This window comes from Sinomonas sp. B1-1 (assembly GCF_050474465.1).
Taxonomy (GTDB): Bacteria; Actinomycetota; Actinomycetes; order Actinomycetales; family Micrococcaceae; genus Sinomonas; species Sinomonas flava.
The window spans coordinates 846,451-872,348 of record NZ_JBCHVF010000001.1; the positions used below are offsets into that span (position 1 = coordinate 846,451).

At 65.4% G+C, this 25,898-nt stretch carries 22 protein-coding genes and 2 pseudogenes; 8 read left to right on the forward strand and 16 right to left on the reverse strand.

The window, feature by feature from the left end; translation table 11 throughout:
- Positions 1-17 precede the first annotated feature (17 nt).
- The 8 genes and pseudogenes from ACQ5BE_RS03965 to ACQ5BE_RS04000 all read right to left on the reverse strand — a co-directional run bounded on the left by ACQ5BE_RS03965 (position 18) and on the right by ACQ5BE_RS04000 (position 5,085).
- Entirely contained in the window at positions 18-470 is a 453-nt protein-coding gene (locus ACQ5BE_RS03965) for a pilus assembly protein TadG-related protein (protein ID WP_430295569.1), read from the reverse strand.
- A gap of 20 nt (positions 471-490) precedes the next feature.
- Entirely contained in the window at positions 491-982 is a 492-nt protein-coding gene (locus ACQ5BE_RS03970) for a hypothetical protein (RefSeq protein ID WP_430295570.1), read from the reverse strand.
- Entirely contained in the window at positions 966-1,373 is a 408-nt protein-coding gene (locus ACQ5BE_RS03975; protein WP_430295571.1) for a TadE/TadG family type IV pilus assembly protein, read from the reverse strand. Before ACQ5BE_RS03975 ends, ACQ5BE_RS03970 begins: the two co-directional genes overlap by 17 nt.
- Before the next feature lie 3 nt (positions 1,374-1,376).
- Positions 1,377-1,592: a hypothetical protein gene (locus ACQ5BE_RS03980; RefSeq protein ID WP_430295572.1), complete on the reverse strand. Its 216-nt coding sequence runs from the start codon at positions 1,590-1,592 to the stop codon at positions 1,377-1,379.
- A 73-nt stretch (positions 1,593-1,665) separates the two neighbouring features.
- Positions 1,666-2,379 (reverse strand): type II secretion system F family protein, encoded by a 714-nt coding sequence (locus ACQ5BE_RS03985; protein ID WP_430295573.1) that lies wholly within the window; start codon positions 2,377-2,379, stop codon positions 1,666-1,668.
- Between the two features lie 224 nt (positions 2,380-2,603).
- A complete protein-coding gene (locus tag ACQ5BE_RS03990; RefSeq protein ID WP_430295574.1) occupies positions 2,604-3,458 on the reverse strand; it encodes a type II secretion system F family protein in 855 nt (284 codons plus the stop codon).
- Positions 3,458-3,808: pseudogene (locus ACQ5BE_RS03995) on the reverse strand (CpaF family protein); the annotation flags it as partial. The gene ACQ5BE_RS03990 and the pseudogene ACQ5BE_RS03995, both read right to left, overlap by 1 nt.
- A gap of 179 nt (positions 3,809-3,987) precedes the next feature.
- Positions 3,988-5,085: a hypothetical protein gene (locus tag ACQ5BE_RS04000; RefSeq protein WP_430295575.1), complete on the reverse strand. Its 1,098-nt coding sequence runs from the start codon at positions 5,083-5,085 to the stop codon at positions 3,988-3,990.
- Between the two features lie 229 nt (positions 5,086-5,314).
- Here ACQ5BE_RS04000 and ACQ5BE_RS04005 point away from each other — a divergent pair, with 229 nt between their 5' ends.
- From ACQ5BE_RS04005 to ACQ5BE_RS04015, 3 genes are all read left to right on the forward strand, one after another.
- Complete coding sequence (locus ACQ5BE_RS04005; RefSeq protein WP_430295576.1) at positions 5,315-6,877, forward strand: recombinase family protein; 1,563 nt, start codon at positions 5,315-5,317, stop codon at positions 6,875-6,877.
- A 745-nt stretch (positions 6,878-7,622) separates the two neighbouring features.
- Positions 7,623-8,693, forward strand: a complete 1,071-nt coding sequence (locus ACQ5BE_RS04010; RefSeq protein WP_430295577.1) for an HNH endonuclease signature motif containing protein — start codon at positions 7,623-7,625, stop codon at positions 8,691-8,693.
- 99 nt (positions 8,694-8,792) lie between these two features.
- Positions 8,793-9,392 carry a hypothetical protein gene (locus ACQ5BE_RS04015; protein WP_430295578.1) on the forward strand — a complete coding sequence of 200 codons (600 nt, stop codon included), beginning with the start codon at positions 8,793-8,795 and terminating at the stop codon, positions 9,390-9,392.
- A gap of 188 nt (positions 9,393-9,580) precedes the next feature.
- Here the strand turns inward: ACQ5BE_RS04015 and ACQ5BE_RS04020 are convergent, their stop codons facing one another.
- The gene (locus tag ACQ5BE_RS04020) at positions 9,581-10,180 is read right to left on the reverse strand and encodes a DUF4145 domain-containing protein (RefSeq protein ID WP_430295579.1); all 600 of its coding nucleotides are present in this window, start codon (positions 10,178-10,180) and stop codon (positions 9,581-9,583) included.
- A gap of 336 nt (positions 10,181-10,516) precedes the next feature.
- Between ACQ5BE_RS04020 and ACQ5BE_RS04025 the strand changes: the two genes are divergently transcribed.
- Together ACQ5BE_RS04025 and ACQ5BE_RS04030 are read left to right on the forward strand one after the other, a co-directional pair.
- Positions 10,517-11,110 (forward strand): recombinase family protein, encoded by a 594-nt coding sequence (locus ACQ5BE_RS04025; protein ID WP_430295580.1) that lies wholly within the window; start codon positions 10,517-10,519, stop codon positions 11,108-11,110.
- Between the two features lie 148 nt (positions 11,111-11,258).
- Positions 11,259-11,807 (forward strand): Panacea domain-containing protein, encoded by a 549-nt coding sequence (locus ACQ5BE_RS04030; RefSeq protein WP_430295581.1) that lies wholly within the window; start codon positions 11,259-11,261, stop codon positions 11,805-11,807.
- A 10-nt stretch (positions 11,808-11,817) separates the two neighbouring features.
- On the opposite strand, the gene ACQ5BE_RS04035 is transcribed toward ACQ5BE_RS04030, so the two are convergent.
- The 7 genes and pseudogenes from ACQ5BE_RS04035 to rfbB all read right to left on the reverse strand — a co-directional run bounded on the left by ACQ5BE_RS04035 (position 11,818) and on the right by rfbB (position 20,386).
- Positions 11,818-12,153 carry a hypothetical protein gene (locus ACQ5BE_RS04035; RefSeq protein WP_430295582.1) on the reverse strand — a complete coding sequence of 112 codons (336 nt, stop codon included), beginning with the start codon at positions 12,151-12,153 and terminating at the stop codon, positions 11,818-11,820.
- Between the two features lie 141 nt (positions 12,154-12,294).
- Positions 12,295-13,224, reverse strand: coding sequence for a hypothetical protein (locus ACQ5BE_RS04040; protein WP_430295583.1), 930 nt, complete (start codon positions 13,222-13,224; stop codon positions 12,295-12,297).
- A 530-nt stretch (positions 13,225-13,754) separates the two neighbouring features.
- Positions 13,755-15,707, reverse strand: coding sequence for an N-6 DNA methylase (locus ACQ5BE_RS04045; protein ID WP_430295584.1), 1,953 nt, complete (start codon positions 15,705-15,707; stop codon positions 13,755-13,757).
- A 241-nt stretch (positions 15,708-15,948) separates the two neighbouring features.
- Positions 15,949-16,863 (reverse strand): annotated as a pseudogene (locus tag ACQ5BE_RS04050) (CpaF family protein); the annotation flags it as partial.
- 133 nt (positions 16,864-16,996) lie between these two features.
- Complete coding sequence (gene galU, locus ACQ5BE_RS04055; RefSeq protein ID WP_430295585.1) at positions 16,997-17,890, reverse strand: UTP--glucose-1-phosphate uridylyltransferase GalU; 894 nt, start codon at positions 17,888-17,890, stop codon at positions 16,997-16,999.
- 55 nt (positions 17,891-17,945) lie between these two features.
- A complete protein-coding gene (locus tag ACQ5BE_RS04060; RefSeq protein ID WP_430295586.1) occupies positions 17,946-19,361 on the reverse strand; it encodes a sugar nucleotide-binding protein in 1,416 nt (471 codons plus the stop codon).
- Positions 19,362-19,390: 29 nt separating this feature from the next.
- Complete coding sequence (gene rfbB, locus ACQ5BE_RS04065) at positions 19,391-20,386, reverse strand: dTDP-glucose 4,6-dehydratase (protein WP_430295587.1); 996 nt, start codon at positions 20,384-20,386, stop codon at positions 19,391-19,393.
- 53 nt (positions 20,387-20,439) lie between these two features.
- Here rfbB and rfbA point away from each other — a divergent pair, with 53 nt between their 5' ends.
- From rfbA to ACQ5BE_RS04080, 3 genes are all read left to right on the forward strand, one after another.
- The gene (rfbA, locus tag ACQ5BE_RS04070) at positions 20,440-21,309 is read left to right on the forward strand and encodes a glucose-1-phosphate thymidylyltransferase RfbA (protein WP_430295588.1); all 870 of its coding nucleotides are present in this window, start codon (positions 20,440-20,442) and stop codon (positions 21,307-21,309) included.
- 538 nt (positions 21,310-21,847) lie between these two features.
- Complete coding sequence (locus ACQ5BE_RS04075) at positions 21,848-24,280, forward strand: GH25 family lysozyme (protein ID WP_430295589.1); 2,433 nt, start codon at positions 21,848-21,850, stop codon at positions 24,278-24,280.
- Between the two features lie 207 nt (positions 24,281-24,487).
- On the forward strand, positions 24,488-25,831 hold the full coding sequence (locus ACQ5BE_RS04080; protein ID WP_430295591.1) for a hypothetical protein: 1,344 nt from the start codon (positions 24,488-24,490) through the stop codon (positions 25,829-25,831).
- The last annotated feature ends 67 nt before the right edge of the window (positions 25,832-25,898 follow it).

Below are 25,898 nucleotides of genomic sequence, written 5' to 3' on the forward strand. Positions count from 1 at the left end.
ATGAGCAGCGGCGCTGGTCAGCGCACGAGCCGGGCACGGGCACTTGCGGTGGCCTTGATCGGCACCCCGTGAGGCAAGAGGATGCCGGCCATCGGCACCTTAGCCATCGCTGTCAGGCTGACCGTGGCCGTGCGGCCGTCCGGTGTGCCGGTCGCTGCCTCGACCGCCAGCCCCTCGAACCTCGCGGCCGCGCCGTCGCGAGCGAGGTAAGTGGCGACGACGCCACGCACCTTCTCCGGCGCGAGCACAGCCGCTGGCGGCCGGTCTCCCGAGGCGGTGTCCGCGAGCGTGAAGCTGTCGGCGGCGGCTGCCGCGGCGCCGTCGGCCGCCGAGAGCAGCTTCCGGTGCTCGATGTGCACCGCGGAGACTCCCATCACCGTGGCTGCGACCAGCAGACACAGGACGGTGAAGCCGATGATCAGGACGGTGAGCTGGCCCGACTCGTCCCCGCGGCTCCGGACCCGGCGCACGACGGCGCCCGCTAGCCTCTTCAGCGGAACCTCCCCACGATCTGGGTCGCCGACGCCTCGATACGGCCGATTGTCAGGCCGAAGCCAGAGCTGACCGGACTGAACGGCAGCGGTACCTCGACGTGGACCGTCGCCTGCACTGCGGCGCCAGCCTGGAGGCAGGGGCTGCGATCGCAGGCGAGTACGAGCCGGGCGCTGTGCTCGGCGAGCCCGAAGTCGGACATCGCCACGCGCACCGCCGACTCCGCCGCAGTCCGTGCCGCCGCCTCGTCCGCCGCCTGGGCGAAGGACTTGGCGGCATGGTCGGCGGCGCCTGTCGCAGCGAACGAGGCGCCCTGGAGCGCGGCGACCGTCAGCACGAAATAGACGACAGGCACGAGCAGGATCAGCCCGAGGAAGACGAATTCGACGACGGCGCTTCCGCCCTCTCCAGCGGCCAGCCCTCTGCACCGATCGACAAGGGCAGCTCGGAGCCCAGCCTTCTGGGCCGGCCCATCACTGAAGCGGGGCATGGCCGGAGACCTCCAGGCGCCCCGCCGGGCCGATGAGTCCGACGACCGGCATCGGGGCGACCACCCGGACCTCCAACGAGCTCACGCCGGCCGAATCGGCGTGGCCCACGCTGATGTCCCCGGCATAGTCGGCACCGACGGCTCCGGTGATGAGTTCGCCAGCCCGGGCGCGTGCGTCCTGGGGCGTCCTGTCAGCGAGGATGCCATACCGCGCGCCGGAGGCGGCAGCATCGACGAGGACGTTGCGCACGTGGAGGACCAGCGTGAGCTGGACCACCGCAAGCGCAAGGACCGTCAGAAGGCCGCCGACCATCACGAAGTCGGCAGCCGCAGAGCCCTCCTCAGAACCCCAGAGCGCCTGCCATGGGCGCCGCGAGCGGGGGCAGTGCATGGCCTACTTGCTCACCTTGCTGATGGCCTGGTTGAAAAGACCTTCGAGGGCAGGCCCGGCGACTGCGAGGAGCCCCATCACGAGGACGGCAGACATCAGGGTGATCATGACCCAGCCCGGGACGTCGCCTCGCTCGCGGTCGTCGCCGTCCGAGCCCCTTCTCCAGAGCGCCTCCGGAAGCTTCGCTAGCCGGATCCCTGCGCGGGTGAGCGTGTTCATGGTGTTTCCCTTTCCCCAATATGTGCGGCGCCCGGGGCGGTTCCCCGGATTCGGTGTCCCCCAAAAGCGGTGGTCAGAAGCCAAGCGTGATCGCGGCCACGCCCGGATACACGGCGAAGACGACGGTGAGCGGCAGGACACCGAAGACCAGCGGCACCATCATCCCGATCTCCTTCTTCCCAGCGGCCTCCATCAGCTCTCTCTTGGCAAGGTCGCGGACATCCTGAGCCTGCGCCCGCAGGACATCCGACAGGGGTGTGCCGCGTTCGATGGCCACGATCAGCCCGTCCACGAACCTCGTGATGGGCGCTAGGTCCACCCGGTCCGCCATGGCCTGCAGTGCCTCAACGAGTGGCGCTCCGGAGCGGGCGTGGGCGAGCACCTTCTCAAACTCGCCCGCGAGGTCGCCCTTGGAGACACGGGCCGTCCTGTCCAGAGCGCCTGCAGCCGTCTCACCCGCGCCGACGGCGAGCGCCATCATGTCCGCGACCGAGGGAAACTCCCCCAGGATCCGCTGCTTGCGGCGGGCGATGGCCGCACCGAGGAGGTAATCCCGCGCCATGAACCCGGCGACGGTCGCTGCCACGACCATGAGCACCGCAAAGACCGCCGTGGTGCGGCCGCTGAGAGCGGCGACCGTCGCGCCGAGAGCCGCCACAGCGAACGACCCTCCGGCACAGAGGAGCTGCTCAGCACGAAAGTCCACCGCCGACTTGGCGCTCCCCGCTTGGGCGAGCCGCCGCGCGAGCGTGGCATTGCCCAGATTCAGCCTGGAGAGCGCGCCCACGGCGTCATCCAAGAGCGGGCGGATGATGTGCTCGAGGGGTCCGAACGGGGTCACGCTGGCGGGTTCGCCATGCAGAAGCCTCGATCCGCGGTCGACGGAGCGCAGCTGCGGAGCAACCCGCTGCGTGAACGTGGCCCGGCGCATGACAGGGAGTCGGACAAATGCGATCCATAGTCCGACGCCCAGAAGTGATCCCGTGAGAACGGCCGCAGCCGTGATGCCGCTCATCGCAGGACCCGCTCTTCCCGGGGAAGCGCCCCGATGCGCAGCATCAGGCGATAGCAGACGACGGAAACGCCGAGTCCGACCGCCAGCACGAGGAACCCACTCGGCGCCGCGTAGGCCGCCATCGCCTCAGGCCGTGTCGACATGAGCAGCAGCACGATCCACGGGGCAGCGACGGCCAGGCGCGCGGCATTGACCGTCCACGACTGCCGCGCCTCGAGCTCGCTGCGGGTGCGCGCGCTCTCGCGCAGGAATTCGGCGAGGGTGCCAAGCAGGCGTCCCAGATCCGATCCGCCGACTTCACGGGTCAGCCGCAGGGCCTCGACGATGCGGTCCGCGACTGGGTCGGAAAGGCGCTCCTTGAGGCGGTCGAGTGCCAGGCCGAAGCTTCCGCTCGAGCGGTAGTCCGCCGCGAACTCGAGGAACTCTCCGCGCAGCGGCTCCGGCCCCTTGTAGCCGAGCTGCATGAGCGATTCAGGCAGCGACAGACCCGCGCGGATCGCCGACCGAATGTGGTCGACGACGTCGGGCCAGAGCTCGCGGAGGACGGCAGTGCGCCGCTTGGCCTGCCAGCTCACCAGCCCGACAGGCAGAGCGCCCGCGAAGAGGCCGAAGCAGAGCGCGACCGGGACAGCCCCGGTGACGACGACGAACAGCAAGCCGACGAACGCGCCGAGTCCGAGGCTCGAAGCGACGAGTCCGGTGGGGGTGACCCTGTGGATTCCGGCTTGGGCGATGAGGACGTCAAGCCGGCCAGGCTCCTGCTTGCGGACCCTACGCTCTGGCCTGGGCCAGAAGGACCACCACACGAGGAACAGCCCCGCGCCCCCGGCCAGTCCAAGCACCGCGGCCATCAGGCGCTCTCCAGCAGGTCCAGCACGTCGATGCCGGCCCGGGAGAACTTCTCCACCGAGGGAAGCCCGGTGGGCCGGGACCGCAGGACACCGTCGCCGTCGAGGGCGAACACCGACGATGTCTCGATGACACCGTTCTCCACGCGCTGCCCGAGGGACAGGATCTCGGTGACCTGCCGACGCCCGTTGGGATGACGGCTGCAGTGGACCACGAGGTCGATGCACGCGGCCACGGTGGGCACGACGAAGCTGGACGAGATGTTGGCGCCAGCCAGCAGCGGGAGCGTGCACAGCTTGGTGACGGCGTCCTGGGCGGAGTTCGCGTGGACAGTGCACATGCCCGGAAGGCCGGGCATCACTTAGGGACAATCAGACGAAATCGATAGACCGCAGCCGGCTTGGTCCTTCGCTGCTCTTACACGTCTCGGTTGCTCAAGGCGCTCCCCAGCAAGACGGCCTCGAGAGCAGCCGGGATGGTCGGCTGTCCCACCGCAGAGAGGCGAGGGCACCAGTGCCGTCGCCATTCAGGCTACTCTCCCTGCTCCAATCTATGGCGACCGTGCGCTCCCCGCTTCCGGCCGATGGCAGTCTTTGTAGCAAGGCGTACGAACTTAGCCGCCCCCGCGGCCGCGCCCGGAATCACGGCCGCGACTACTCCTAAAATGAAGATGAGCCTCGACTGCTCCTCCGATGTTACGGAATTAGCAATTACGCCGCTCGGTTGAATTTCCCTGCCGAACCTGATAATGAAACCCAGGCCATTCCAGTCCGGACCAAGCCAAGGGTCGGCCTTGGATGCATCTAAGAGTGACCACATTAAACGCCCGGGCGCGTCAGATTGGGGTGCCACCGATGTCAAAGACTCATCGGGACCAAGCTGGCCCGGGGATCCGGACTTAGCGCGGGTATAGGCCACGAAGAAGCTTCCCCCGGAGGCATAGGTAAGCTTCTTGCCGACTTCAGTCACGCATAAACAGTAATCGGTTCCAACTCGAGGGAGAGAAAAGTACGTGGTTGCGCCATTCGACGAGTAGAATTTCTTCTCAGGATGAATTGTGAATCCGCTTGCCTGTTGCGCTTTGGACACCTTCCCGTAGACTAGCGTGCTGTTCGCCCCAAGGAAGGGCATGAACCCATCGGGTACGTCCATCTTGCCGTCTTTTGAATCTACGCATTGAAACTCCGAATTCTCGGAGAGCCCGACGGCACAATTACGCTTCTCGTTTGGGGAGGGACCGGCACTCTCTCTGTGACTCTGAAAGTCATTGCCCGCGAATATTACCATGACGCGAATCTCCGGGGAAACGTTCGAATCATTCAACTTGAAGCTAACCGTCACGCCCTTGTCTTCGTCAAAACTCACGTATGTATCGAATTTAGAATCTTGATCGCCCGTGTGCACCATTATCGAGGAGTCATCTACTAATGAGGTGGGATAATCGGTGGCCGAAGCATATACTGACCACAGCTGAACATATCCCAGAACAATTACGGCCAAGAACACGCCAATTCCGAAAAGATCGGGGGCTAAAGATCGAAGCAGTCCCCGCAACCGAACGAATCTCTTCGGCGCATCTGGTATATCACTATTAGTCCCGACGTTCTCAGACCTTTCCGCAGATCCCATAAAGAACAGTGTCTCCCAAGCTCCTTCGTAAAGCGAGGATTAAGAGGCGTTCTGATCTCCGCGCCGCTGAACGCCTATTGCTCTCAACGTACCCGTGCTCTGGTCTAGGGAAGAAGTCCAGCGCGCCTCCTCATTCCCAGAATCGGTACGCCCGGATCGGGCAGCATCGTCTGGAAGCACAGGGTGCCGGAAACCGGACACGGGCTATTAGCCGGGTAGACTCCCAAGCATGCTTGGGGGTGCCTTCATCTACTGCCGGATCAGTGAGGACCGAGAGGGCGCCGGGCTCGGCGTCGGCCGACAACGAGAGGACTGCGAGGCGCTCGCTCGCGAGCGCGGGCTCGAGGTTCTCGAGGTGTTCGAGGACAACGACATGTCCGCCTACTCGGGGAGGCCGCGCCCCGGCTACCGGGCCATGCTGGCCCGGCTCTCGGAGGTGGACGCCGTCCTTTGCTGGCACACCGATCGCCTTCACCGCAGTCCGCTCGAGCTCGAGGAGTACATCAACGCCGTCAAGGCGAACGGCGTGACGACCTACACCGTAAAGGCCGGCGAGCTCGATCTCTCAACGGCGCACGGCCAGCTCATCGCCCGGCAGCTTGGTAGCCTGGCGGCCTACGAGTCACAGCACAAGGCGGAGCGCATCGCCCGGAAGATGAAGGACAAGGCGCTCAAGGGTGAGTGGACGGGCGGAGCCCGTCCTTTCGGGTGGGATCCAGTGCCCAGCACTGACACCGCTCGGGGCAGCCGGTCCAGCGAGCTCGTGGTTAATGAGAGTGAGGCGGCGCTGGTCAAGGACGCCTGCAGCCGCGTGCTGGACGGTGAGAGCCTGGGCAGCATCGTCAAGGCCTGGAACGCCGAGGGCATTCTCACGTCGGCCGGCAAGCCATGGGGTTACACCCAACTGCGTCAGATCCTGCGGCGCCCTCGGAACGCCGGCATCGCAACCTATCAGGGGGAAGAGGTAGGGCGCCTCCAGGCGCCCCCGATCATCGACGAGGCAACCTACCGCGCGGTGGTACGCAAGCTGGACGACCCGACGCGGCGCAAGAGCCGCACCAACCGTGCCGCGTATCTCCTGAGCGGCATCGCCACCTGCCACTGCGGCGAGGTCGTCAGGAAGGCCACGGCAATCAGTGGCGATTGGGTCTATCCCATCTATCGGTGCCTGAAGGGCGGGGGCGGGCATGTCGGAAAACGGGTTGGACCGGTGGACGTGATGGTCGAGAGTGCGGCTCGGAGAGTGCTGGCACTCGAGTTCGCGGACAAGGGCGCCGCACCTGAGGACACGGCGCGCCGCACCGACATCGAAAGACAGCTTCGCGACCTCGAGGCCAGAGAGGCCGAAGTGGTCGACCAGTCCGCGAGTGCTGGCGTGCCCGTTGGCATCGTGCTCAGGATGGCAGCGGCGATTGAAGAAGAGCGCACATCACTCAGAGCGGAGCTCGCCGACCTCGAGGAGCGGATCGCGCGGGCTGGCGCCCGCGTCGAGGAAGACGGAATCGTTGTGTCGTCCATGCTCTCGGCATCGGGAGCCTGGGACGCGATGGACCTCGACGCACGACGTGACTGGGTACGCCACAACCTCCGGGTGCGACTGCTGCCCAGCGATCCCAAGCGTCGCCGGTCGTTCGACCCCGCCTCGGTAGAGGTAACGCTATGGGACGGAACGCCGATCCACTTCAGCTTCCCGAGGAGGACGGACGACGAGATCCTCCCCCACGATGACCCCAGGGGGGTCAGCGTGCTGGACCTGGCAGTGAAGCGGGGACGCAGGCGGAAGAAGGGCTGAACGCTGACACCGCTCGGATTTGAAGAGATAGGACCGCAGGTAGCAAGTGCACCTGCGGTCCTATTGTTTAAGGCCTTCCTGCCCTAACCCCTAAAGTGCTCGCATTGAGCAGGCTGTGGTGATTGCAGCTGTGCACCACGGGGCTGTGGCGTCGATTACGGATCGCCTACTTCTACAGCAACTTCTCGGGGTCCATAGGTCGACAACCCAGTGTCTGTATGGTGGTCCCGCGATCAATCGAGATCGCCGATTACGTGCCGAGAGGCAGTGCCCGGCGCTGGTGCGCCGGCTCTCTATTTGCCCTGTTGCACACACGTCACCACTCGCCCCAGAAGGGAAGCAATGCCCCATCTCCACGGAATGCAATGCAAGGCTGCAAAGCTCAGCAACGCTGACGTAACTGATATTCGGCGGGACTATTCGCCCGGCGTCGTCAGCATGGCCTCGCTCGCCGAACGGTACGGCGTCACGCGGGGCGCCGTAAGCCGGATCATCAACGGCCAGACATGGCGACATCTCGAAGTCACGAGGTCAGGGGCGAGCGCGTGAGGGCCGAGCGGCTGGCTCTGGTGGCACAGGACGTCGCAGCGCTCGCCATCCCGTCAGGGGCGCCGAGTGACTGGAGGGCATCGGAGCGCCAGCGGGAGGGTAGCCGGCCTCGCCATCAGCAGGCCGCGAGCCATCGACGAGAAAGCAATCGACTACACCGGGCGCTGTCGCGCCCGGAGCGGAAGGAGCAGACGGCGTGAAGCTGGCTGAGCGCATCATCCTCAAAGCACTGCTGGACCTGGGCGCGGACAGGCGATGGACGAAGTGTTCACGCCGTCACCTGCAGGCGGAGACGAGCTACGGACTCCAGACGATCGCCAACACCGTCGACTCCCTCGAGGCCGATGGCCTCCTCAACGTCAGGAGGTCTCGAGTCCAAGGCGTTGAGTGCAGCTTCCGCCTCACCGAAGAAGGGGTCAAGAAAGGATCAACCAAATGGGGCCTTTCTGAAGCCCTGCCCGACTGCTTCCGGACACGGGACCTGAAGGGTCCCGGCCGGCTCTGGCAGGCCGCGGCGAAAGGCGTCCCACTCACGATGGACGACCTCGCCGATGCCTCGGGGGTGAGGTCGAGGGTAACGCTCCGGAAGTACATCCGAGTGCTGGCGGACCTCCCGGTCCCAGCGGTGACCACGGCGGCCGAGAGCCGAAAGCACCTGTACGTCATGCGCGAGCTCAGCCAGGACGAGATGGACGTGATCTACGCGGAGCTCGACCGACGCTCCGAGGGGTACCGCCCGACGCCGCGGGCCGAGACCAAAGCACGGCAGCAGCGGCAGCGGGACGCCTTCTACCTCCGGCTCCGCAGCTACGAGGAAGCTTATGACGACGCGCTGCCGGCGATGCTCGAGCAGTGCACCGTAGACGCACGCGGGTGCTGGAAGTACAGCGGCGACCTGGACTCCGGCGGCTACGCCCTGGTCCCTGGAAGCCGCCTCCCGTTCGGCAACGGCCATCGCGCCAGCTACCGGACCATCGTTGGCGAGATCCCTGCTGGCCGCCAGGTCCACCACGCCTGCGGGACGAGAAGCTGCCTCAACCCAGGGCACCTGCTCGCCCTCACCCCGGAGCAGCACGACTTCTACACCAAGCACCAAAGCGTGGATACCGCCCAGCTGATCCAGTACGTCAGCTACTGCCCCGAGCACGACGAGCGCGTGGCACACGGAACACCCATGCCGCCGGCTGACCTGGTCCCATGCGTCAACTGCGCGATGGAACTCGTGTCACTCATTGCCAGCAGGGACAACTACGACCTCGCGGCCTGACCCTCCACACTGACGGCGCAAGCCACATCGGCCGCCCCACTCTCATCACTCTCATTCCGGCGGGCTCCCGCCCGTCGACCAACATCCGGAAGGACCACCATGACCACCCAGCTCGACACCATCACCAGCGACCTGGAAGCCGCCCGCGCGGCACTGCGCAGCGCCGAAACCCGCGCCGGCATGATCCCCCACCGCGTCGCCGTCGGCGACCTCACCCTGACGCCCGAGGGCATCGCCGAGATCCGCACCGAGGCCGAGAACGCCCGCGTCCGCGTGGAAATCCTCGAAGCCGCCCACCGTATCGAAGCCGAGGCTGCAGAGACGCGCAACGTGCAGGCCGCCTGCCGCCGAGCGCGCACTCTCCTGGCCGAACGACCCGACGTCGAGCCCCACATCGAGCGCATGGCGGCGGCACTGGCCGAGGGCCTCGCGGCCCTCGAGGGTGAAGCCGACGACTGGAACCGCCAGTTCGAGTCCACGCTGGAAGCACTGCGGTCCCCCGCCAGCACGCGCATCGATCCCGCCACGCATCCGGCCGCCCACGGCAGCGGCGTCTCCATCCAGAAGGACAGCACGTCAGGCGCGTACCTTCGGGTCGACACCCAGTCCCTCACCCGCATCGGAACCGGATGGGTGCGCGGCGAGGTCTCGCTGCGTGCACTCCGCCTGCTCGGTGAGCAGAAGCCCATCGAGGCATAGCCCGTCGGCAACACGAGGCCCCCTTCGCATTCCGCGAAGGGGGCCCTTTTGTCGTATAAGCGAAGAAAAGTTCCTATCCCGTATGCAACTTTTGGTGCTATGCACGAGCGGGGCTGAAAGTAACAAATTAGGGGTGCACCCCCCGGGCTCCATTCCGGCGGAGCAAGCTCGCGTCGACGCCTGCCGAGTTAGGAATCCGGCTGCTTTTGGATTCTCTCCCGCTTCCTAGCGATGGTGTCGCGAACACCGTCCGGCAGGAGCTTGAACTTCTCTTCCGCTATTCGCGGCCGCGTGAGAAGTTCTTCAGCGAGCGCGTTAATGGCAAAGAAGAACATCTGCGGAAGCGTGTCGTCCGAGCCGTCGAGGTATATCACTGCAGACTCATCGCCGTCAGCGGCCCCGTGTAGTGCAGTGTTCCCGACGTGGCGAATCACATCCAGAGCCCTCGAAGTCGATTCGGATAGTCGTGCCGACAGAGCAGCAAGCCTGTCGTCAAGACGACCTGAACCATCAGGGGTCACAGACTTCACAAGCTGCTCCAGCGATGCGCGGCAGAGCGCAGCTGCCGCGCGGCGCGAGTGCGGAAGGACCGCCGCGGCTTCCAAGTACAGTTCGCGAGCGTCCGCTGGCAGGTCGGGGTTAGGTTCGTCAACATCGAATAGGCCGAGAGCGTCCGGATCTGGATATGCGAGCTCGAATCCGATCCAGAGGGCTGGGAGATTGCAGACGAAACAGGTGCTTACTTTCCACCCCTTACGAACCGGGAGTTCCGCCGCTCCGAGCTTCACCGTCCCCGACTCCCCCAATTGGACAAGGCCTTCGGTGCCTTCGTCCGTGTGTTGGATCAAGACATCCGACCAGGACTGCTGAGTGAAGGCGCCACAGCGGGGACAATCGAAGGTCGGCTGGTTGAACGCAGGAGGGTGTTTGGAGGCAGCCACAGATGCATCATGCCACGAGTCCTTGGGATGCGTCGGTCTCAAAACCGATCGGTATTAAGACAGCCCGGCGAGACGGTTGAGCGACCCCGTAAACACGGGCTCGAAGTGTCGCGTAACCCCGTCGCACAACCCTGTGCTATCTTGCCTGTAACGAAGTTCGGTTATGAGACAATTGGGGGAAGCGTGACAAAGGGATCAGGCAAGCTCATCGGCTATGCGAGGGTCAGCACACGAGGTCAGGACACCGACCGCCAGGAAGCAGACCTCCTCGCCGCGGGCGTGCGGCGGGATGATCTCTATGTAGACCAGGGGGCAAGCGGTGCGAGGGCCAGCAGGCCCCAGTTCGACCGGGCTAGGGCTGCCCTGCATGAGGGCGACACACTCGTCATCACGACACTGGACCGGCTGGGCCGGTCCACCGAGAACATGCTCGAGCTCGCCGAGGAGCTTGAAGAGCTGGGAGTCAATCTCAGGGTGCTCAACCTCGGAGGCGGCGACGTGGACACCAAGTCCCCCATGGGCCGCATGCTCTTCACCGTGATGACCGCCCTCGCGCAGATGGAGCTAGACATCAAGACTGAGCGCAACCGCGACAGGGTAGCCAAGGCACGCGCGAACGGTGGCGACCTCGGAGGCCGGCCACAGACCATCAGCGATGACGCCATCCACGGGATCGCCCGCGACATCGAACAGGGCATGAGCGCGGCCAAGGCGGCCTCGAAGCGTGGCATCAGCCGGGCCAGCTACTACCGCCGGGCTAAAGCACTGGGGCTATAGGAGTCCGAGGCCTCGTTGACGCCTCCCCGACCGGGCGCCCTCGCAGGCCGCGGGAAATCCGCGCGGTGTCAGCGCCTCCGGCCCTCGGGCCGGTGTGCCATCGTTGTCGGAGACGAGATACCACTGGATCGCTGGGAGGTAGCGCGGAATGGATTCGGCCTTGGACGTGGGCGCTTACATCGCCCAGCGTTATGACATCCGTGATGCACCGACAATCCAGCTGCTCGCCTACTACAGCCAAGCCTGGGCTCTTGTCTGGAGTGGGCGACCCCTTTTTGCCGACGAGATCGAGGCGTGGGCTGACGGCCCCGTCGTCCGCAGCATCTACGCGGCCGAGAAGGCGGCCGATCTGACGGTGCGCCACGTTGACCTCTCTGAGGATGCCCAGGAAACAGTGGAGGCTGTTTGCAGGTTCTACGTTCGAGACGGCAGGCTCACAGTTCCACCCCCATCAAGCTCGTCAGCTGAGCCATGGCGTGCAGTAGCCGGGATGGCCCAACAGGCCGGGCTTTCACGCCCCGTCGTTTCACAAGCTGCTATGCGCAGGTACTACGCGCGCCTCTCCCTCGAGGGACTGGCGCGTCCTGCACCCCCAGCTCTCACGGTCGAAGTAGCCGACGAGGGGAAGTTCCAGGAGTTCCGAAAGGGCCACGCGCGGCGCTGGCGCGCCGCGCTCGATCGGCTGGCTGACCTCTGAACTGGGCCTGTTAGTCCTCGTCCAGGCCTGCGAAGAGATGACGGTTCCCTTCATCCTTCTGCCAAGCCTTGTAGATGTCACGCGCGGGCGGCAGGGACCCCGGCTTCCGATGAAGAAATCCTGGCATCCTTCGGCTAACGAGATACTCGTAGGTGAGCTCGAGGATATCCCCCGTCGCGAGACGATCGAGGATGTCCACGGAGGCAGGCAGGTGCCACTTGAGCAGAAAGGCCTTGAGTTGCACCGGCGTGTACCAACCCGGCTCAGTCGAAACCGAGAAGCCGTGCTTGTGCTCCACGATGCTGAACGCGGGCAGGTCAGCGATAACCACGAGGTCCTTTGACATTACCACCACTCCTTAGATTCAAAGGGTGGAAGGATCTTAGATCCCATTCCGCGAACCGGGAATGTCAAAATTCGATCCGGAATTGCCAGACGCCGCGGGCGCCGCGAGACCTCTCATCACAGTGACTCAAAGCAGTCTCTGCTACTCGTCGCCGCCGCTGTCCTCCCCCGCCCCTACATCGACAGCACCGACGCGGTTCTCAATGACCAGCTCAGCTGCCGAAATAGCTTCCGACTCTAAAGCGTCCGCTTCTGCGGACAGCCGGGTTGCTTCATCACAAAGGTCGGCGATCTGCGCCTCCGTCGCATCGTCGAATCGCGGCACGGGAACCGTTCGAATATCAACGGGGTCGAGGTGAGGAATCGAAGTCCCAGAAGCGTGGCGCACTACAGACGGGCGTCCATAGAGCTCATGGTTCAAGACGGTCTGGAGGTAACCCCGCGCTATCTTCTCAGGGTCGGGGACGATTCGAATCAGGTCGTGACTGCCAAACACACCTTCATGTTGCTTTGTAAGTACCACAGTTCGCCCAAGAAGCCCGTATGTCTGCCCGGAGCAAGCCATAATTATCCAGCCCTCGTGAAGCATATAAGATGAGGGATTGTCGAGCAGACCACTATAGATTCGCTTGGTGACGGGAGCGTTCACATCAAAGAGCTCGGCCGCGCTTCGATAAGGCGTTCCATTCGGCCCAAAGTATCGACGGAAGCGGTTCCCCAGAGTGACGGACGCGCACACCGCACCGACAGTATCGACGCCCCGAGTTGCTGCGTTCCTCACCAAGGCATCAATTTGCCGCACATCCGACCTTGCCACCTGGCCCTCGAAGCGCCGGCGCCCGCTGCTGATCTCCGAAACAGGTACGGATTGCATGATCTCACGAGTCACCGGCACTGAGTCTGGGTTAATTAGCTTGCTGTAAATCTCGTCAGCCTGTTGTTGAACCTCTCGAGCGCGCGCTCGCTTCGCGACCGCATCCGCGGCGATCGCCCCGATGCGAGATCGAGTTTCGTCATCGGGTACAACTACCGGCATAGACTTCACGTGCTCCGGCTCGAGGTGCTTAATCATATGGCCGTATTGAGAACTCCTCGCAATGGCCTGGAAAGACGGAGTCCGCATATATGCGTAAAGCCACCCGTAGTCGGCGGGATTTCTGGGAACTACCCGTAGTAGATCGTGCGTGATTATCTTTCCCGTATGGTGAGGATAGACGGCGGTAGTCCTACCGACCTCGCCAGAGCACGAGAGAAGAAGCCACCCCTCTTTCACATAACGCGACTCTTCATCGGGCACAAGTCCACGTGCAAGCCACTTTCGGACTCGCGGCTTGGACTCGAATACCTGACCGGCCGAGAGAAATGGCAGACCCGCACCTTCCCGCACGACATATCCCTTTAGACGGGAGGGCTGCCAGATATCCGCAAGGCTGTCGAAGGGAATGCTGAAGCCCTCGGCTGCTTCCACGCGGCGGCGAATGCCGTACCCATCCGTCAAGTAGGTCCGAGCCTCCAGACGGCGTTGGCCCCCGAGAATCAAGGAGGCCTGCACAGCGGCCCACGGTACCTGTCCCACAGCACTCACAGATCGCGGCCTTTCCACTAGCTCTGCTGCGACTGCCATGCCCGAAACGCCTCCGCGATCTCGCTGGTGTTGTCATCAACGACTCGCTCCTGGGCTGTGTGCGCATGAGCGGTCTTCTCGCTATCTAGCGCAGAAGTGATTGCATCGGCAGTTTCTGCAATGATCTCGAACCCGTTGTCGTCGCGCACGTAAATCGTGTTTCCGCGCTTGTCGTGGCCGATGTGATCGCAGATCGCCATGAACACCTCGTAGTCCTTCAGCCGGCCAGCCGCCTCCTCGTTCCGGATCTGCTCGGCGGTCTTCCGTTTGAATATCAGAACAGAAGTCTGCACGCTCGTGCCGGGCTGGAATGTGTCCTGATGGAGGTCGACGGACGCGATAATCGTCGTGTTCTTGAGTAGCCATTGGCGCACGTAGCCAAGGCCAGGGCTGCCTAGAATCCCGTCCGGGAGGACCATTGCAGCGACACCCGTCCCCGGCTTCAGGAAATTGAAGCAACGCTCGATGAAGAGAATTTCCGGCGGTCGCGACGTCAGCTCATCCCGCATGATCCAGACGTCGGAATCCTCGTCATAAGTCCACGAATGCCCCAGTTCGAACTGCGTCAAAATGGAGGGATCATCAATCGGAATCTTTGAGCCAAACGGAGGGTTTGTGACGATCACATCAACATTGCCGATGAGCTGCCGCTCGCGAAGATCGTCATCCCAAGTTGACGGGTTCGCAAGAGAGTTCGCCTGGTACAACCCTCCGGAGCCGTCGTTATTCATGACCATGTTCATCTTGGTCGCGCGCACTAGGTTGGGGTTGAAGTCGATGCCCACAAGGTTCTTGGAGAGGAACTGGCCATTCCGCTCGCGTATAGCGGTTGCCTGCATTCCTTCACTTCGACCAGACCTAATAACGTCTTCTTTGATTCTGCGAATGACATGGTTCATCGCCGTTATGAGGAAGCCCCCCGTGCCACATGCGGGGTCAAGGATTAGCTCGGCTTCTCCCGGGTCAACCATCTCGACCATCATGTTGCAGACGTTCCTAGGTGTGAAGAACTCACCCCTATTGCCTCGCAGATTGTCTCCGACAATCTCCTCGTAGGCCTTTCCCTTCACGTCTACATCGCTGTCGAGAAGCGAGAACATCTGCAACTGGGTAACGATGTACGCCAAGACCGTCGGGGTCAGTTCAATCTCTTCACCAGGCTTGAAGATCGCCGGATACGTTGCTTTTACCGCGTCGAAGAGCGCACTGATCCGCTTATTACATTTGAGTGCACCAGTCATGGTAGTGCGTTCGGCGGGGGTTGCGTAGAACTCTGGCCGCTTGGAGTTCCGCTCGTCGTGGATCTTGCAGAAGATCAGCTTGAGCAACTCCCAGAAGGCTTCAGGTTTCTGAAGTCCTTGATTGCCTGAAATGTAGTCGTGAGTTCTTTTGAACGCAAAGAGAAGGGAATCAGAGGCCGCCGCCCGCAGCTGATGAAATTCAGGGCGGTCCGCCTCGACCGTTTCACCGGCGTGCGGGATGTCGGGAATCTCCTCCGAGACCCGCTGCCCGTTAGATGCGACAAACCGGAAGGTAACGAGATCCATCCCATTCGTCCACATCCCCGCCTCGACGTTAGGGCAAGCGGCCATGTAGCTGAGAAGCTGATCGACGCCATCGCTCTTCGCCCGGGGGCTGGTGCCGGGCTTCTTGCACTCAACGATGAGCATGACGTTAGCCTGCGTGTGCTCCACACGAGGGGGAAAGATGGCGATGTCGACCCGAACGCGTCTGCTGCCAAACTTGATGGGGAACTCAACCTCGATATCCCCCTTGGCGTAGCCGTACTCGCGGACCAGAGATTTGGCGATCTCCTGGCGAACATACTCCTCAGGCGTGTCGGGACGCTGGGTCTTCCCATCGATGAAGTCCAGCACCTTGCCCGGTGCAACTATGACCGGTACGGGGAGGTTCAGCTGTTGCGCAGTCACGGAGATATCGTCGCCCTTCTATTCGGTCAGTCGACCCCAGCAAGTCTAGGGTGCGGACGCTGCCTTGCAGCACCATCAACACTCCACTCGACTGTGCCAAACACCACTGACATTTCTCCTCGGTACAAGCGGTGGGGCCCGCTTGGCGACCTGCGGTCGCAGAGCTCGGTTCGCGGCAGGACGAGCAGTGTTCGGGGCTGTAAAGGCGAGATCGCTAGGCGAAAGCTGTTGCGAGCTCCTTCGAAGCCTTGACTGTCCCTAACCCGCACTCGGGAAGCCCACTGTTCAAGGCAATGAGCATGTCGAGGGCCTCCGCCTCGCGCACCTCTCCCACGACCAGTCGGTCAGGCCGCATGCGCAGCGCCTCCTTGACGAGACGTCGCAGCGGGATCTCGCCGGTGCCCTCGAGGTTCGGCTGACGGCACTGCAGCCCTACGACATCGCGCAGCGGGAACTGGAGCTCGAAGATCTCCTCGACCGTGATCACCCGTTCACGGGAACCAATCGACGCGCTGAGGCAGTTGAGCATCGTCGTCTTGCCGGCCTGGGTCGCACCGGAGACGAGGATGTTAAGACCGCCCGCCACCGCCGCGGAGAGGAAACGCGCGGCCTGGGGGGTGAGGGATCCCAGTTCGACGAGGTGCTCGAGGCGGCTCGCCTTCACAATGAACTTGCGGATGTTCACAGCCCAGTGCCGACGGGTCACATCGGGTATCACCACGTGCAGGCGAGAGCCGTCGGGGAGGGCAGCATCGACGAACGGGCTCGAGAGATCGAGCCTGCGCCCGGAGGACTTGAGCATGCGCTCGACGAGGTCGCGGACCTGCTGCTCGCTGAGAGTCACGCTCGTCAGTTCGGACTCACCGTTTCGGGCTGCATACACCTCGTGCGGAGCGTTGAGCCAGATTTCCTCAATGGTCGGATCGTCCAGCAGGGGCTGGAGGGGCCCGAAGCCGGCGACGGCGTCGAAAAGGCTCTTGCGGGCAGCCTCAAGGGAGCCAAGGGGAGGGACCACGCCCAGCAGAGCTCGCTCATCGTAGTCCACGACGGCGGCATCGACCAGCCGCCGTACGTCACCCGACGAGCCGAGCGGATCGATGCCCCTGAGCCTGATCAGCTCGCGGACCTCTCCCTCGACGATGCGCAGTGCGTCCACAGTTCCCCCCTGGGTGTGTCGCCCTGCCGGGACCCCCTCCCGGCAGCAAGGCTCACACTAACTGCTTTTGCCAACACCCGCTGAACAAGACGCCTACCTGTGGAAAACTCCCCCGATTGAACCGCTGACGCGCCTACAGCGCCGCTGCGAAGTCCTTGAGCCACGGCCGCAGCCCGGCGAGATCCTCACGCTCGACGGCGAGGGTCACCACCGCCTTGAGGTAGGAGAGCTTGTCCCCCGTGTCGTAGCGGCGCCCCCGGAACACCACGGCATGGACGCCGCCGCCTTCGCCCTCACGGGCGGCGAGGACCTCGAGCGCATCGGTGAGCTGTATCTCGCCGCCGCGCCCGGGCTGCGTCTGCTCGAGTACGTCGAACACGCCCGGGTGCAGCACGTAACGGCCGATCACCGCGAGGTTCGACGGCGCCTCCTCGACGGCGGGCTTCTCGACGAGCCTGTTGACGCGGACATAGTCCTCGCCATCCACGGATTCGACGTCCGCACACCCGTAGGACGAAATCTGCTCCGGGTCGACCTCCATGAGGGCGATCACCGATCCGCCGGTGGCCTGCTGGACCCGGATCATCTCGCTGAGCAGCTCATCGCGGGAGTCGATGAGGTCGTCGCCGAGCAGGACGGCGAAGGGCTCGTCGCCCACATGCCGCTTGGCGCATAGGACGGCATGGCCAAGGCCCTTTGGATCACCCTGACGCACGTAGTGGATGTCACCGAGCGTGTTCGACTCCTGGACGGCTGCGAGGCGCCTGGTGTCGCCCTTGGCCTCGAGCACGGCCTCAAGCGTCGGGACGCGGTCGAAGTGGTCCTCGAGCGCCCGCTTGCTGCGGCCCGTGATCATGAGGACGTTGTCGAGCCCGGCCTTGGCCGCCTCCGCGACGACGTACTGGATGGCGGGCTCGTCGACGACGGGCAGCATCTCCTTCGGCATCGCCTTCGTCGCCGGGAGGAAGCGGGTGCCGAGGCCTGCAGCAGGAATGACGGCCTTGGTGATACGTGAAGTCTGAGGCATGGGCGTAGCTTACGGGACGAACCGAAACGGAAGACGCTCGGTGACGTCCTCGCGCTCAAGGCCCGATCGGATAGGTGCGGAGTCGGTCTTCCCAGCGGTGGGGGGTGAAGCCGGTGGATTCGATCCTGTGCAGGTCCAGGGTGGAGTTCAGCGGGCGTGGGGCGGTGTGGGGCCGGTCGGCGAAGTAGGCGGCGGTGGTGGTGCGCTGGATGTCGCCGGGGTGGCGTCCGACGACGGCGAACACTTCCGCGGCGACGTCGGCCCAGCTCGCGGTCTCCCCCGAGCAGCTGAGGTTGTAGGTCCCGTACGGGGCCCCGCTCTCGAGCAGGTGGCGGATCCCGGCGGCGAGGTCCGCGGTGAAGGTGGGCCGGCCCATCTGGTCATCGACGACGGCGGGGCTGGCCCCCTGGGCTGCCAGGCGCGCCATGGTGCGCACGAAGTTGTTCCCATCCCCGATGACCCACGAGGTGCGCACGGTGTAGTGCCGTGGGACGGCGGCCACGGCGGCGTCCCCGGCGGCCTTGGACTGCCCGTACACCCCCAGCGGGGAGAACGGCTCGTCCTCGTGGTGGACACGCACGGTGCCGTCGAAGACGTAGTCGCTGGAGACGTTGACCAGGGTGATCCGGTGCTCGGCCGCGACCCGGGCCAGCTTCGCCACCGCGCCGGCGTTGACCGCCCACGCCTCCCGGCGCCCCTCAGGGGTCTCTGCCGCGTCGACGGCGGTGTAGGCGGCGGCGTTGATGATTGTGGAGTACCCGGACCAGTCCCGCGAGGCGTACGAGTCCGGGTCGGCGAGGTCGAACTCGGAGCGCGTGGCGAACTCGACAGCGGCAGGTGAGTCGTCGCCGTCGTACGCGTTGCGCAGTGCCTTGCCGAGCTGGCCTCCGGCGCCGAGCACGAGGACCGTCCTGAGCCGCATCGGGGCGACCTGGGCCAGGCGGGGGTGGGCGCGGTCCTTCTCCGACAGCTCCGCGTCTGCCAGCGGGATCGGCCACGGGATGGCCACGGTCTCGTCGGCCAGGTTCAGGAACGTGTACTTGCCCTGGGCCTCGGCGGACCAGTGGTCGTTGACCAGGTAGGTGTAGGCCGTGCCGTCCTGGAGGGTCTGGAAGGCGTTGCCCACCCCGCGCGGGACGAACACCGCCCTGGAGGGGTCCAGCTCGGCCGTGACCACCGCCCCGAACGTGGGGCCCGGGCGCAGGTCCACCCACGCTCCGAAGATCCGGCCCGTGGCGACCGAGACGTACTTGTCCCACGGCTCGGCATGGATCCCCCGGGTCGTCCCGGCCGTGGCGTTGAAGGAGACGTTGTTCTGCACCGGGGCGAAGTCCGGCAGCCCCAGGGCGCCCATCTTCTGACGCTGCCAGTTCTCCTTGAACCACCCCCGCCCGTCCCCGTGCACCGGCAGGTCCAGCAGCAGCAGCCCCGGGATCGCCGTCGCGTGCACGGCCAGCGGCCTGGAGAACACGAAGCCCTCCCCGCCCCGGCCCGGCCCGCTCACTGGCCCAGCTCCGCGTACCGGGCCTCGGTGGCGGCCTTCTGTGGGCGCCACCAGGCCTCGTTCTCCCGGTACCACCGGATCGTCGCGGCCAGGCCCGCCGCGAAGTCGCCGTAGGCCGGCTCCCAGCCGAGCTCAGTGCGCAGCTTCGTGGAGTCGATCGCGTAGCGCAGGTCGTGCCCGGCCCGGTCCGCGACCAGGTCGTACGCGTCCGGCGCCTGGCCCATCAGCTCCAGGATCAGCTCCACCACCGCCCTGTTGTCCCGCTCCCCGTCCGCCCCGATCAGGTACGTCTGCCCGATCCTGCCGCGCTCGAGGATGGCCAGCACCGCGGAGGAGTGGTCCTCGGCGTGGATCCAGTCCCGCACGTTCCTGCCCTTCCCGTACACCCGGGGCCGGACACCGTCGATCACGTTGGTGATCTGGCGCGGGATGAACTTCTCCACATGCTGGTAGGGGCCGTAGTTGTTCGAGCAGTTGCTGATCGTCGCCGCCAGCCCGAACGAGCGCACCCACGCCCGCACCAGCAGGTCCGAACCGGCCTTGGTCGCCGAGTACGGGCTCGAGGGGTTGTACGGGGTGGACTCGGTGAACCGCTCCGGGTCGTCCAGCTCCAGGTCCCCGTACACCTCATCGGTGGAGATGTGGTGGAACCGCGTCCCGTGCCGGCGCGCGGCCTCGATCAGCGTGTACGTGCCCACGATATTCGTCTCCAGGAACGGGCGCGGGTCCCGCAGCGAATTGTCGTTGTGGCTCTCCGCCGCGTAATGCACCACCGCATCCGCCGCCGCCACCAGCGGATCCACCAGCGCCGCGTCCGCAATGTCCCCCCGCACGAACCGGAACCGCTCCCCCGCCAGCCCCTCCAACGACGCCAGATTCCCCGCATACGTCAACTTGTCCACGACGGTCACATGATGGCCCGTATGCCGCAGCGCGTAGTGGACGAAATTGGCACCGATGAAGCCTGCGCCGCCCGTCACGAGCAGTTTCATAAGCCTGAATCTAACTGTTGGGAACCCAACGTGTAACCGGAATGATGATTTCCATGAAGGGAATCATCCTGGCAGGGGGCACCGGGTCCAGACTCCACCCCATCACCCTGGGCGTGAGCAAGCAGCTCGTGCCCGTCTACGACAAGCCCATGGTCTACTACCCGCTCTCCACCCTGCTGCTGGCGGGCATCAGGGACATACTGGTCATCACCACCCCCATGGACGCCCCGTTCTTCCAACGGCTCCTGGGCGACGGGTCCCACTTCGGGATCTCCATCAGCTACGTCCAGCAGCCCTCCCCCGACGGCCTGGCCCAGGCCTTCATCCTCGGCGCCGAGCACATCGGCGCCGACACCGTCGCCCTGGTCCTCGGGGACAACATCTTCTACGGCCCCGGCCTGGGCACCCAGCTGCGCCGCCACCACGACATCGACGGCGCCTCCGTCTTCGGCTACTGGGTCAAGGACCCCAGCGCCTACGGCGTCGTCGAATTCGACGACGCCGGGCGCGCGGTCTCCATCGAGGAGAAGCCCGCCCAGCCCAAGAGCAACTACGCCATCCCCGGCCTGTACTTCTACGACAACGACGTCGTCGCCATCGCCGAGGACCTCAAGCCCTCCGCCCGCGGCGAACTCGAGATCACCGACATCAACCGCACCTACCTCGAGGCCGGCAGGCTCCACGTCGAAGTCCTCCCCCGCGGCACCGCATGGCTGGACACCGGCACCTTCAGCGACCTCAACGACGCCTCCAACTTCATCCGCACGGTGGAAAACCGCCAAGGACTCAAGATCGGCGCGCCCGAGGAAATCGCCTGGCGCCAAGGCTTCCTCGACAACGAATCCCTGAGAAAAGTCGCGCAGCCCCTCGTCAAAAGCGGCTACGGACGCTACCTTCTCGGACTGCTCAACGAAGAACACTAATCTCGTCAGTATCTTTGGACTCAATAGTCACATCAGAAACAACAGTGTTATCGTGACGATGCCATTGCTGCCCCCGTTGGCTCGGGACGTGCCAGATTGACGGGGGCAGTCCGCAAGGCCGTATTGAGTGGGGGGATCAGCGGCCGTAGCCCTTGGACGGTCCAGCATGAGCAGAGCAGCCCACCGGCATCAGAAGCACCGACACATCACCCGGCTCGCGAAAGGCGCGGCAGTCGCCGTCGTCACCGTGGCCGCTGCTGTGGCCGTGCCCGCCGCAACCCTCCACGGAGGCACGGGCGCATCCACCAGCGCGCTCCAGAACCCAGGCCCACTCGCGCAAGCTGCCGCCCCACCGGCCGGCACCGTTGCGCCGGTGGCCCTCGACACGACGAGACCCGCTGCAGCGCAGGCTCAGAATGCGGGCTCAACGCCCCCACCGCGTCAGGGTGCGCCGGCAACGGCGCCCAGCCCGACGCCGTCGTCCGGGGCGGCCCCGACCGGGGATGCCTCTCAGCCGGCGCCCCCGGACGACAAGACCATGGCCCAGCTTCAGACCCAGATGGGGCGCAGCGGCTCGGCGATGGGCCAAGGCCTCAAGCGCATCAACGCGGGGAAGTCGCCCACCACCTCGGTTCCGCAGACCGCGGCGACCGCGCTCAACCCGTCCGCCCTTCCGGATCCCGCACCCCGCGCGTCGAACGACCCGACGGCGGTCACGCCGCAGTCCTCGACCGTGGTTCCGCTCGAGGTCGGCGGCCCCGCGAATGCCGCGGTGCAGACCGCGAACAACACCTGGACGCCCCCAGGGGTCCAGGGCATGGACGTCAGCGCGTGGCAGTCCGCCGCGTCCGGCGGGAGCGACATCGACTGGCAGCAGCAGTGGAATCTCGGCGCCCGCTTCGCCTATGTCAAGGCGACCGAAGGCACCACGTACGTGAGCGACGCGTTCAGCTCCCAGTACCTCGGCAGCGCCGACGCCGGCATGGTGCGCGGCGCGTACCACTTCGCGCTCCCCAGCGTCTCGAGCGGCGCGACTCAGGCGAACTACTTCGTGAGGAATGGCGGAGGCTGGTCGCCGGACGGCATCACGATGCCCCCGCTCCTGGACATCGAGTACAACCCGTACAGCTCCCTCGGCAACGTCTGCTACAACATGAGTGCGGCGCAGATGGTGGCGTGGATTCAGGACTTCTCCGCGACTCTCAAATCCCTCGTGGGCCGGGTACCCGCGATCTACACCACCACGGACTGGTGGAGCAGGTGCACCGGCAACAGTGCCGCCTTCTCCGACAACCCCCTCCACATTGCCGCGTACAACAACGTGGGCCCCGGGACCCTCCCCGCCAGCTGGTCGTTCTACTCGATCTGGCAGTACAACAGCCAGGGCCCCTTCGCCGGCGACTCGAACCAGTGGAACGGCAGCTTCAACGCCCTGAAGCTGTTCGCCCGGGGCGACACCGCGGCGGCCAACGCCTCCATAGCGACGGCCGGGGATCTCGTCATGATCGACTCCTCCGGGAACCTCGTGGACTATCCCGCCGACGGGCAGGGAGGCCTCATCCAGACCGCGCGCCGCATCGGCTCGGGCTGGAGCGGCGCCAAGGCGGTCTACGTCGTCGACTGGAACCAGGACGGCGTCTTCGACCTCCTCGGGCAATGGGGCGACGGCACTCTCCGGATGTACCCGGGGGCCGCGGGTGGCGGGTTCGGCGCCCCCACCACAGTCGGCACCGGATGGCAGGACATCTCCGTCACGGTCGGGTGGTGGAACGCGAGGGACGGGTATCCGTCAATCCTCGCCAAGGATGCCCAAGGGCGACTGTTCTACTACTCGAACACCGCCGGAGGGTACCTCGGCGGCGGCCAGCAGGTGGGGTCCGGATTCGGCACCCAGAAGATCTCCATGATCGACTTCGATGGCGACGGCGCGCAGGACCTGCTCTCGCGCGCATCTGACGGCACGATGTACCTGTACGCAGGCAATGGCCAGGGCGGCTTCACAACCGGACAGGGACAGGCCATCGGCAGCGGATGGAACCGCATGGCGTCCGTCGCGTCCTCATGGGGATTCGTGGGTGCAAGCAGCCTTGGCCTCGTCGCGAAGGATACCGTCGGGGACATCTACTACTACCCGGCGTCGAATGGATCGTGGGGAGCACCGTCGAAGATCGGCTCGGGCTGGCAGAACGCGACGCTCGGAGGAGCGCCGCTCGATCCCACGCCCCCCACCGTGATCCGGCCTTCGGACCTTGTTGGCGCCACGGGCACGGGAGTGCTCAATCGGTACCCTGCCCCGGGCAACGGAACGCTCGCGGCCCCCGTCGCGGTCGGGTCCGGCTGGTCGAGCGTCACGCAAGGGTTCGTCGCCGACTGGAACGGCGACGGCCTCCAGGACCTCGTCGGACTGTGGCCGGACGGCCGGATCATGGTCTACTTCGGGCAGGCCGACGGCACGTTCAGCGCGGCCACGGTCATCGGCACCGGCTGGGACGGGTGGACGCTCACGGTGGGCCGCTGGAAGGCAGCCGACGCGCTGCCCTCCATCGTCGCCAAGGCGCCCGATGGCACCCTCCAGTACATTGCCAACGTCGGCGGGAAGTCGCTTGCTGCGCCGGTCACCATCGGCTGGGGCTGGCAGGGCCTGTCGCTGACACAGATCGACTTCGACGGCGACGGCAACTCGGACATCCTCGCCCGCACCACGGCTGGTGAGGTGCGCCTCTACCGCTCAGACGGCAGCGGTGCCTTCATCAACGAGACCCGCCGCACCGTCGGGACCGGCTGGCAGATCTTCGACGCCGTCGTGGGCAGCTCGGGCTTCACCGGCGCTGGCACGAAGGGGCTCTTCGCCCGCACCACCGACGGCGCCCTGCGCTACTACCCCATCACTGCGGGTGGCGTGTGGGGCACGACGGCGGTCGTCGGCACCGGGTGGAGCGGCGCCAACCTCTTCGCACCAGCAGCGAAATAGCAGTGTGCGGCGGAACGACGCCGCACACCTGCCCCGAGTGGGGCGCCGCGAGCACGCGGCGCCCCACTCTTCGTTTCCGAGGACCACAATTCACCGTCGGCGTGTTCTAATGAAGGAGGTCTCAGACACAGTGGTGCCGACGGGGGGCTCCGGAGCCAATGGGGCGGCTCTTCCTTCGCTGGCAGCAGTGACCCGAGGAGAGCGCTCATGGCGTTCACTGTGGCAACGGCGGCTGTCAACATCACGCCCACGCTGAGTTCCAACCCCTACATGGCCGGCTACGGCACTGCGGACGGCGGACGCCTCGCGACGAGCAGCACGCCTTTCGAGCCGCTGTGGGCGCGTGCGGTGGTGATCCGTGAGAACGGCAGCCCCCAGATGATCCTGAGCGTCGATGTCCTCGCGATCCCCCGCTCCATGCACCAGCGCATCCGCACCCGACTGCTGGCTCTGGCCTCGTGGTCGACGTCCGACATCCTGCTGCAGGCCACCCACACGCACAACGGGCCCACGCTCGTCGACACGCTGCAGCCCTTCTCCAGCTACGGCATCACCGAAATGGACCAGATCCGGGCCTACTCGTCCTGGCTCGAGGACCGGATCGTCGAGGCCGCGCAGGACGCGCTCAACGCCGGGCAGACCAACGTGACCCTGGACTACCAGGTCGTCCAGCAGACCTGGTCGGTGAACCGCGTGGGCCTGAAGTACGTCGAGACCGATGTGCCCGTGCTGGTCTGCCGGCGCCCCAACGGCACACCCGAAGCGATCATCTTCGGCTACGGCTCGCACCCGGTCGCCGCGGGCGACCGCTCCCTCTTCGACGGCGACTACCCCGCCGGGGCCTGCAACTACATCGAGAACCGCTCCGACGCCTTCGCCCTCTTCCTCATCGGCCCCGCCGGCGACCAGAACCCCTCAGGATCCCCGAGCTGGGCCCTGCGCGACCAATGGGGAGACTCCCTCGGAGCGGCCGTCCTCAACGCCGCCCAGAGCGCCGGCCGCGCCCTCACCGGCCCGATCACCACCAAGTACCAGGAAGTCAACCTCCCCCTCGAGATCGACACCTCGGCCGGGAACCTCGCCGCGCTCCGCAATGCATATGCGGGACGCCTGCCCAACCCGAGCGGCTTCCCGGCGTACTACGTGCGCCACGCGCAGATGATGATGGCCAGGATCGACTCCGGCAACGTCGCCACCAGCGTCCCCTCCCCCTTCCAGGTCTGGACCATCGACGGCGGCACCCCGCTGCGCATGGCCTTCGTCGGCGGGGAGATGGTCAGCGGCTACGCCGCCTACTTCCGGTCCAGATACGGCGGATCGGCCGGGATCTGGATCGGCGGCTACGCCAACGAGTCCTGCTGCTACATCCCGACCAACGAGTACTTCTCCCCGTACATGACCGCCGGCAGCTACGAAGGCGGGTGGGACACCGACTATCCCGGCATCGCCGGCGGCTCCATGACCGTCTACGGCCACATCGCCCACTTCCGCGCCGGCACCAACGGCGTCGAATCCACCCTCATCAACGCCCTCACCGCCATGCTCGGCTGACACTCCGGCAGGAAGAAGGGCCGGCGGCCTTCTGGACCGTCGGCCCTTCTCGCGTGCAGCCAGCCGC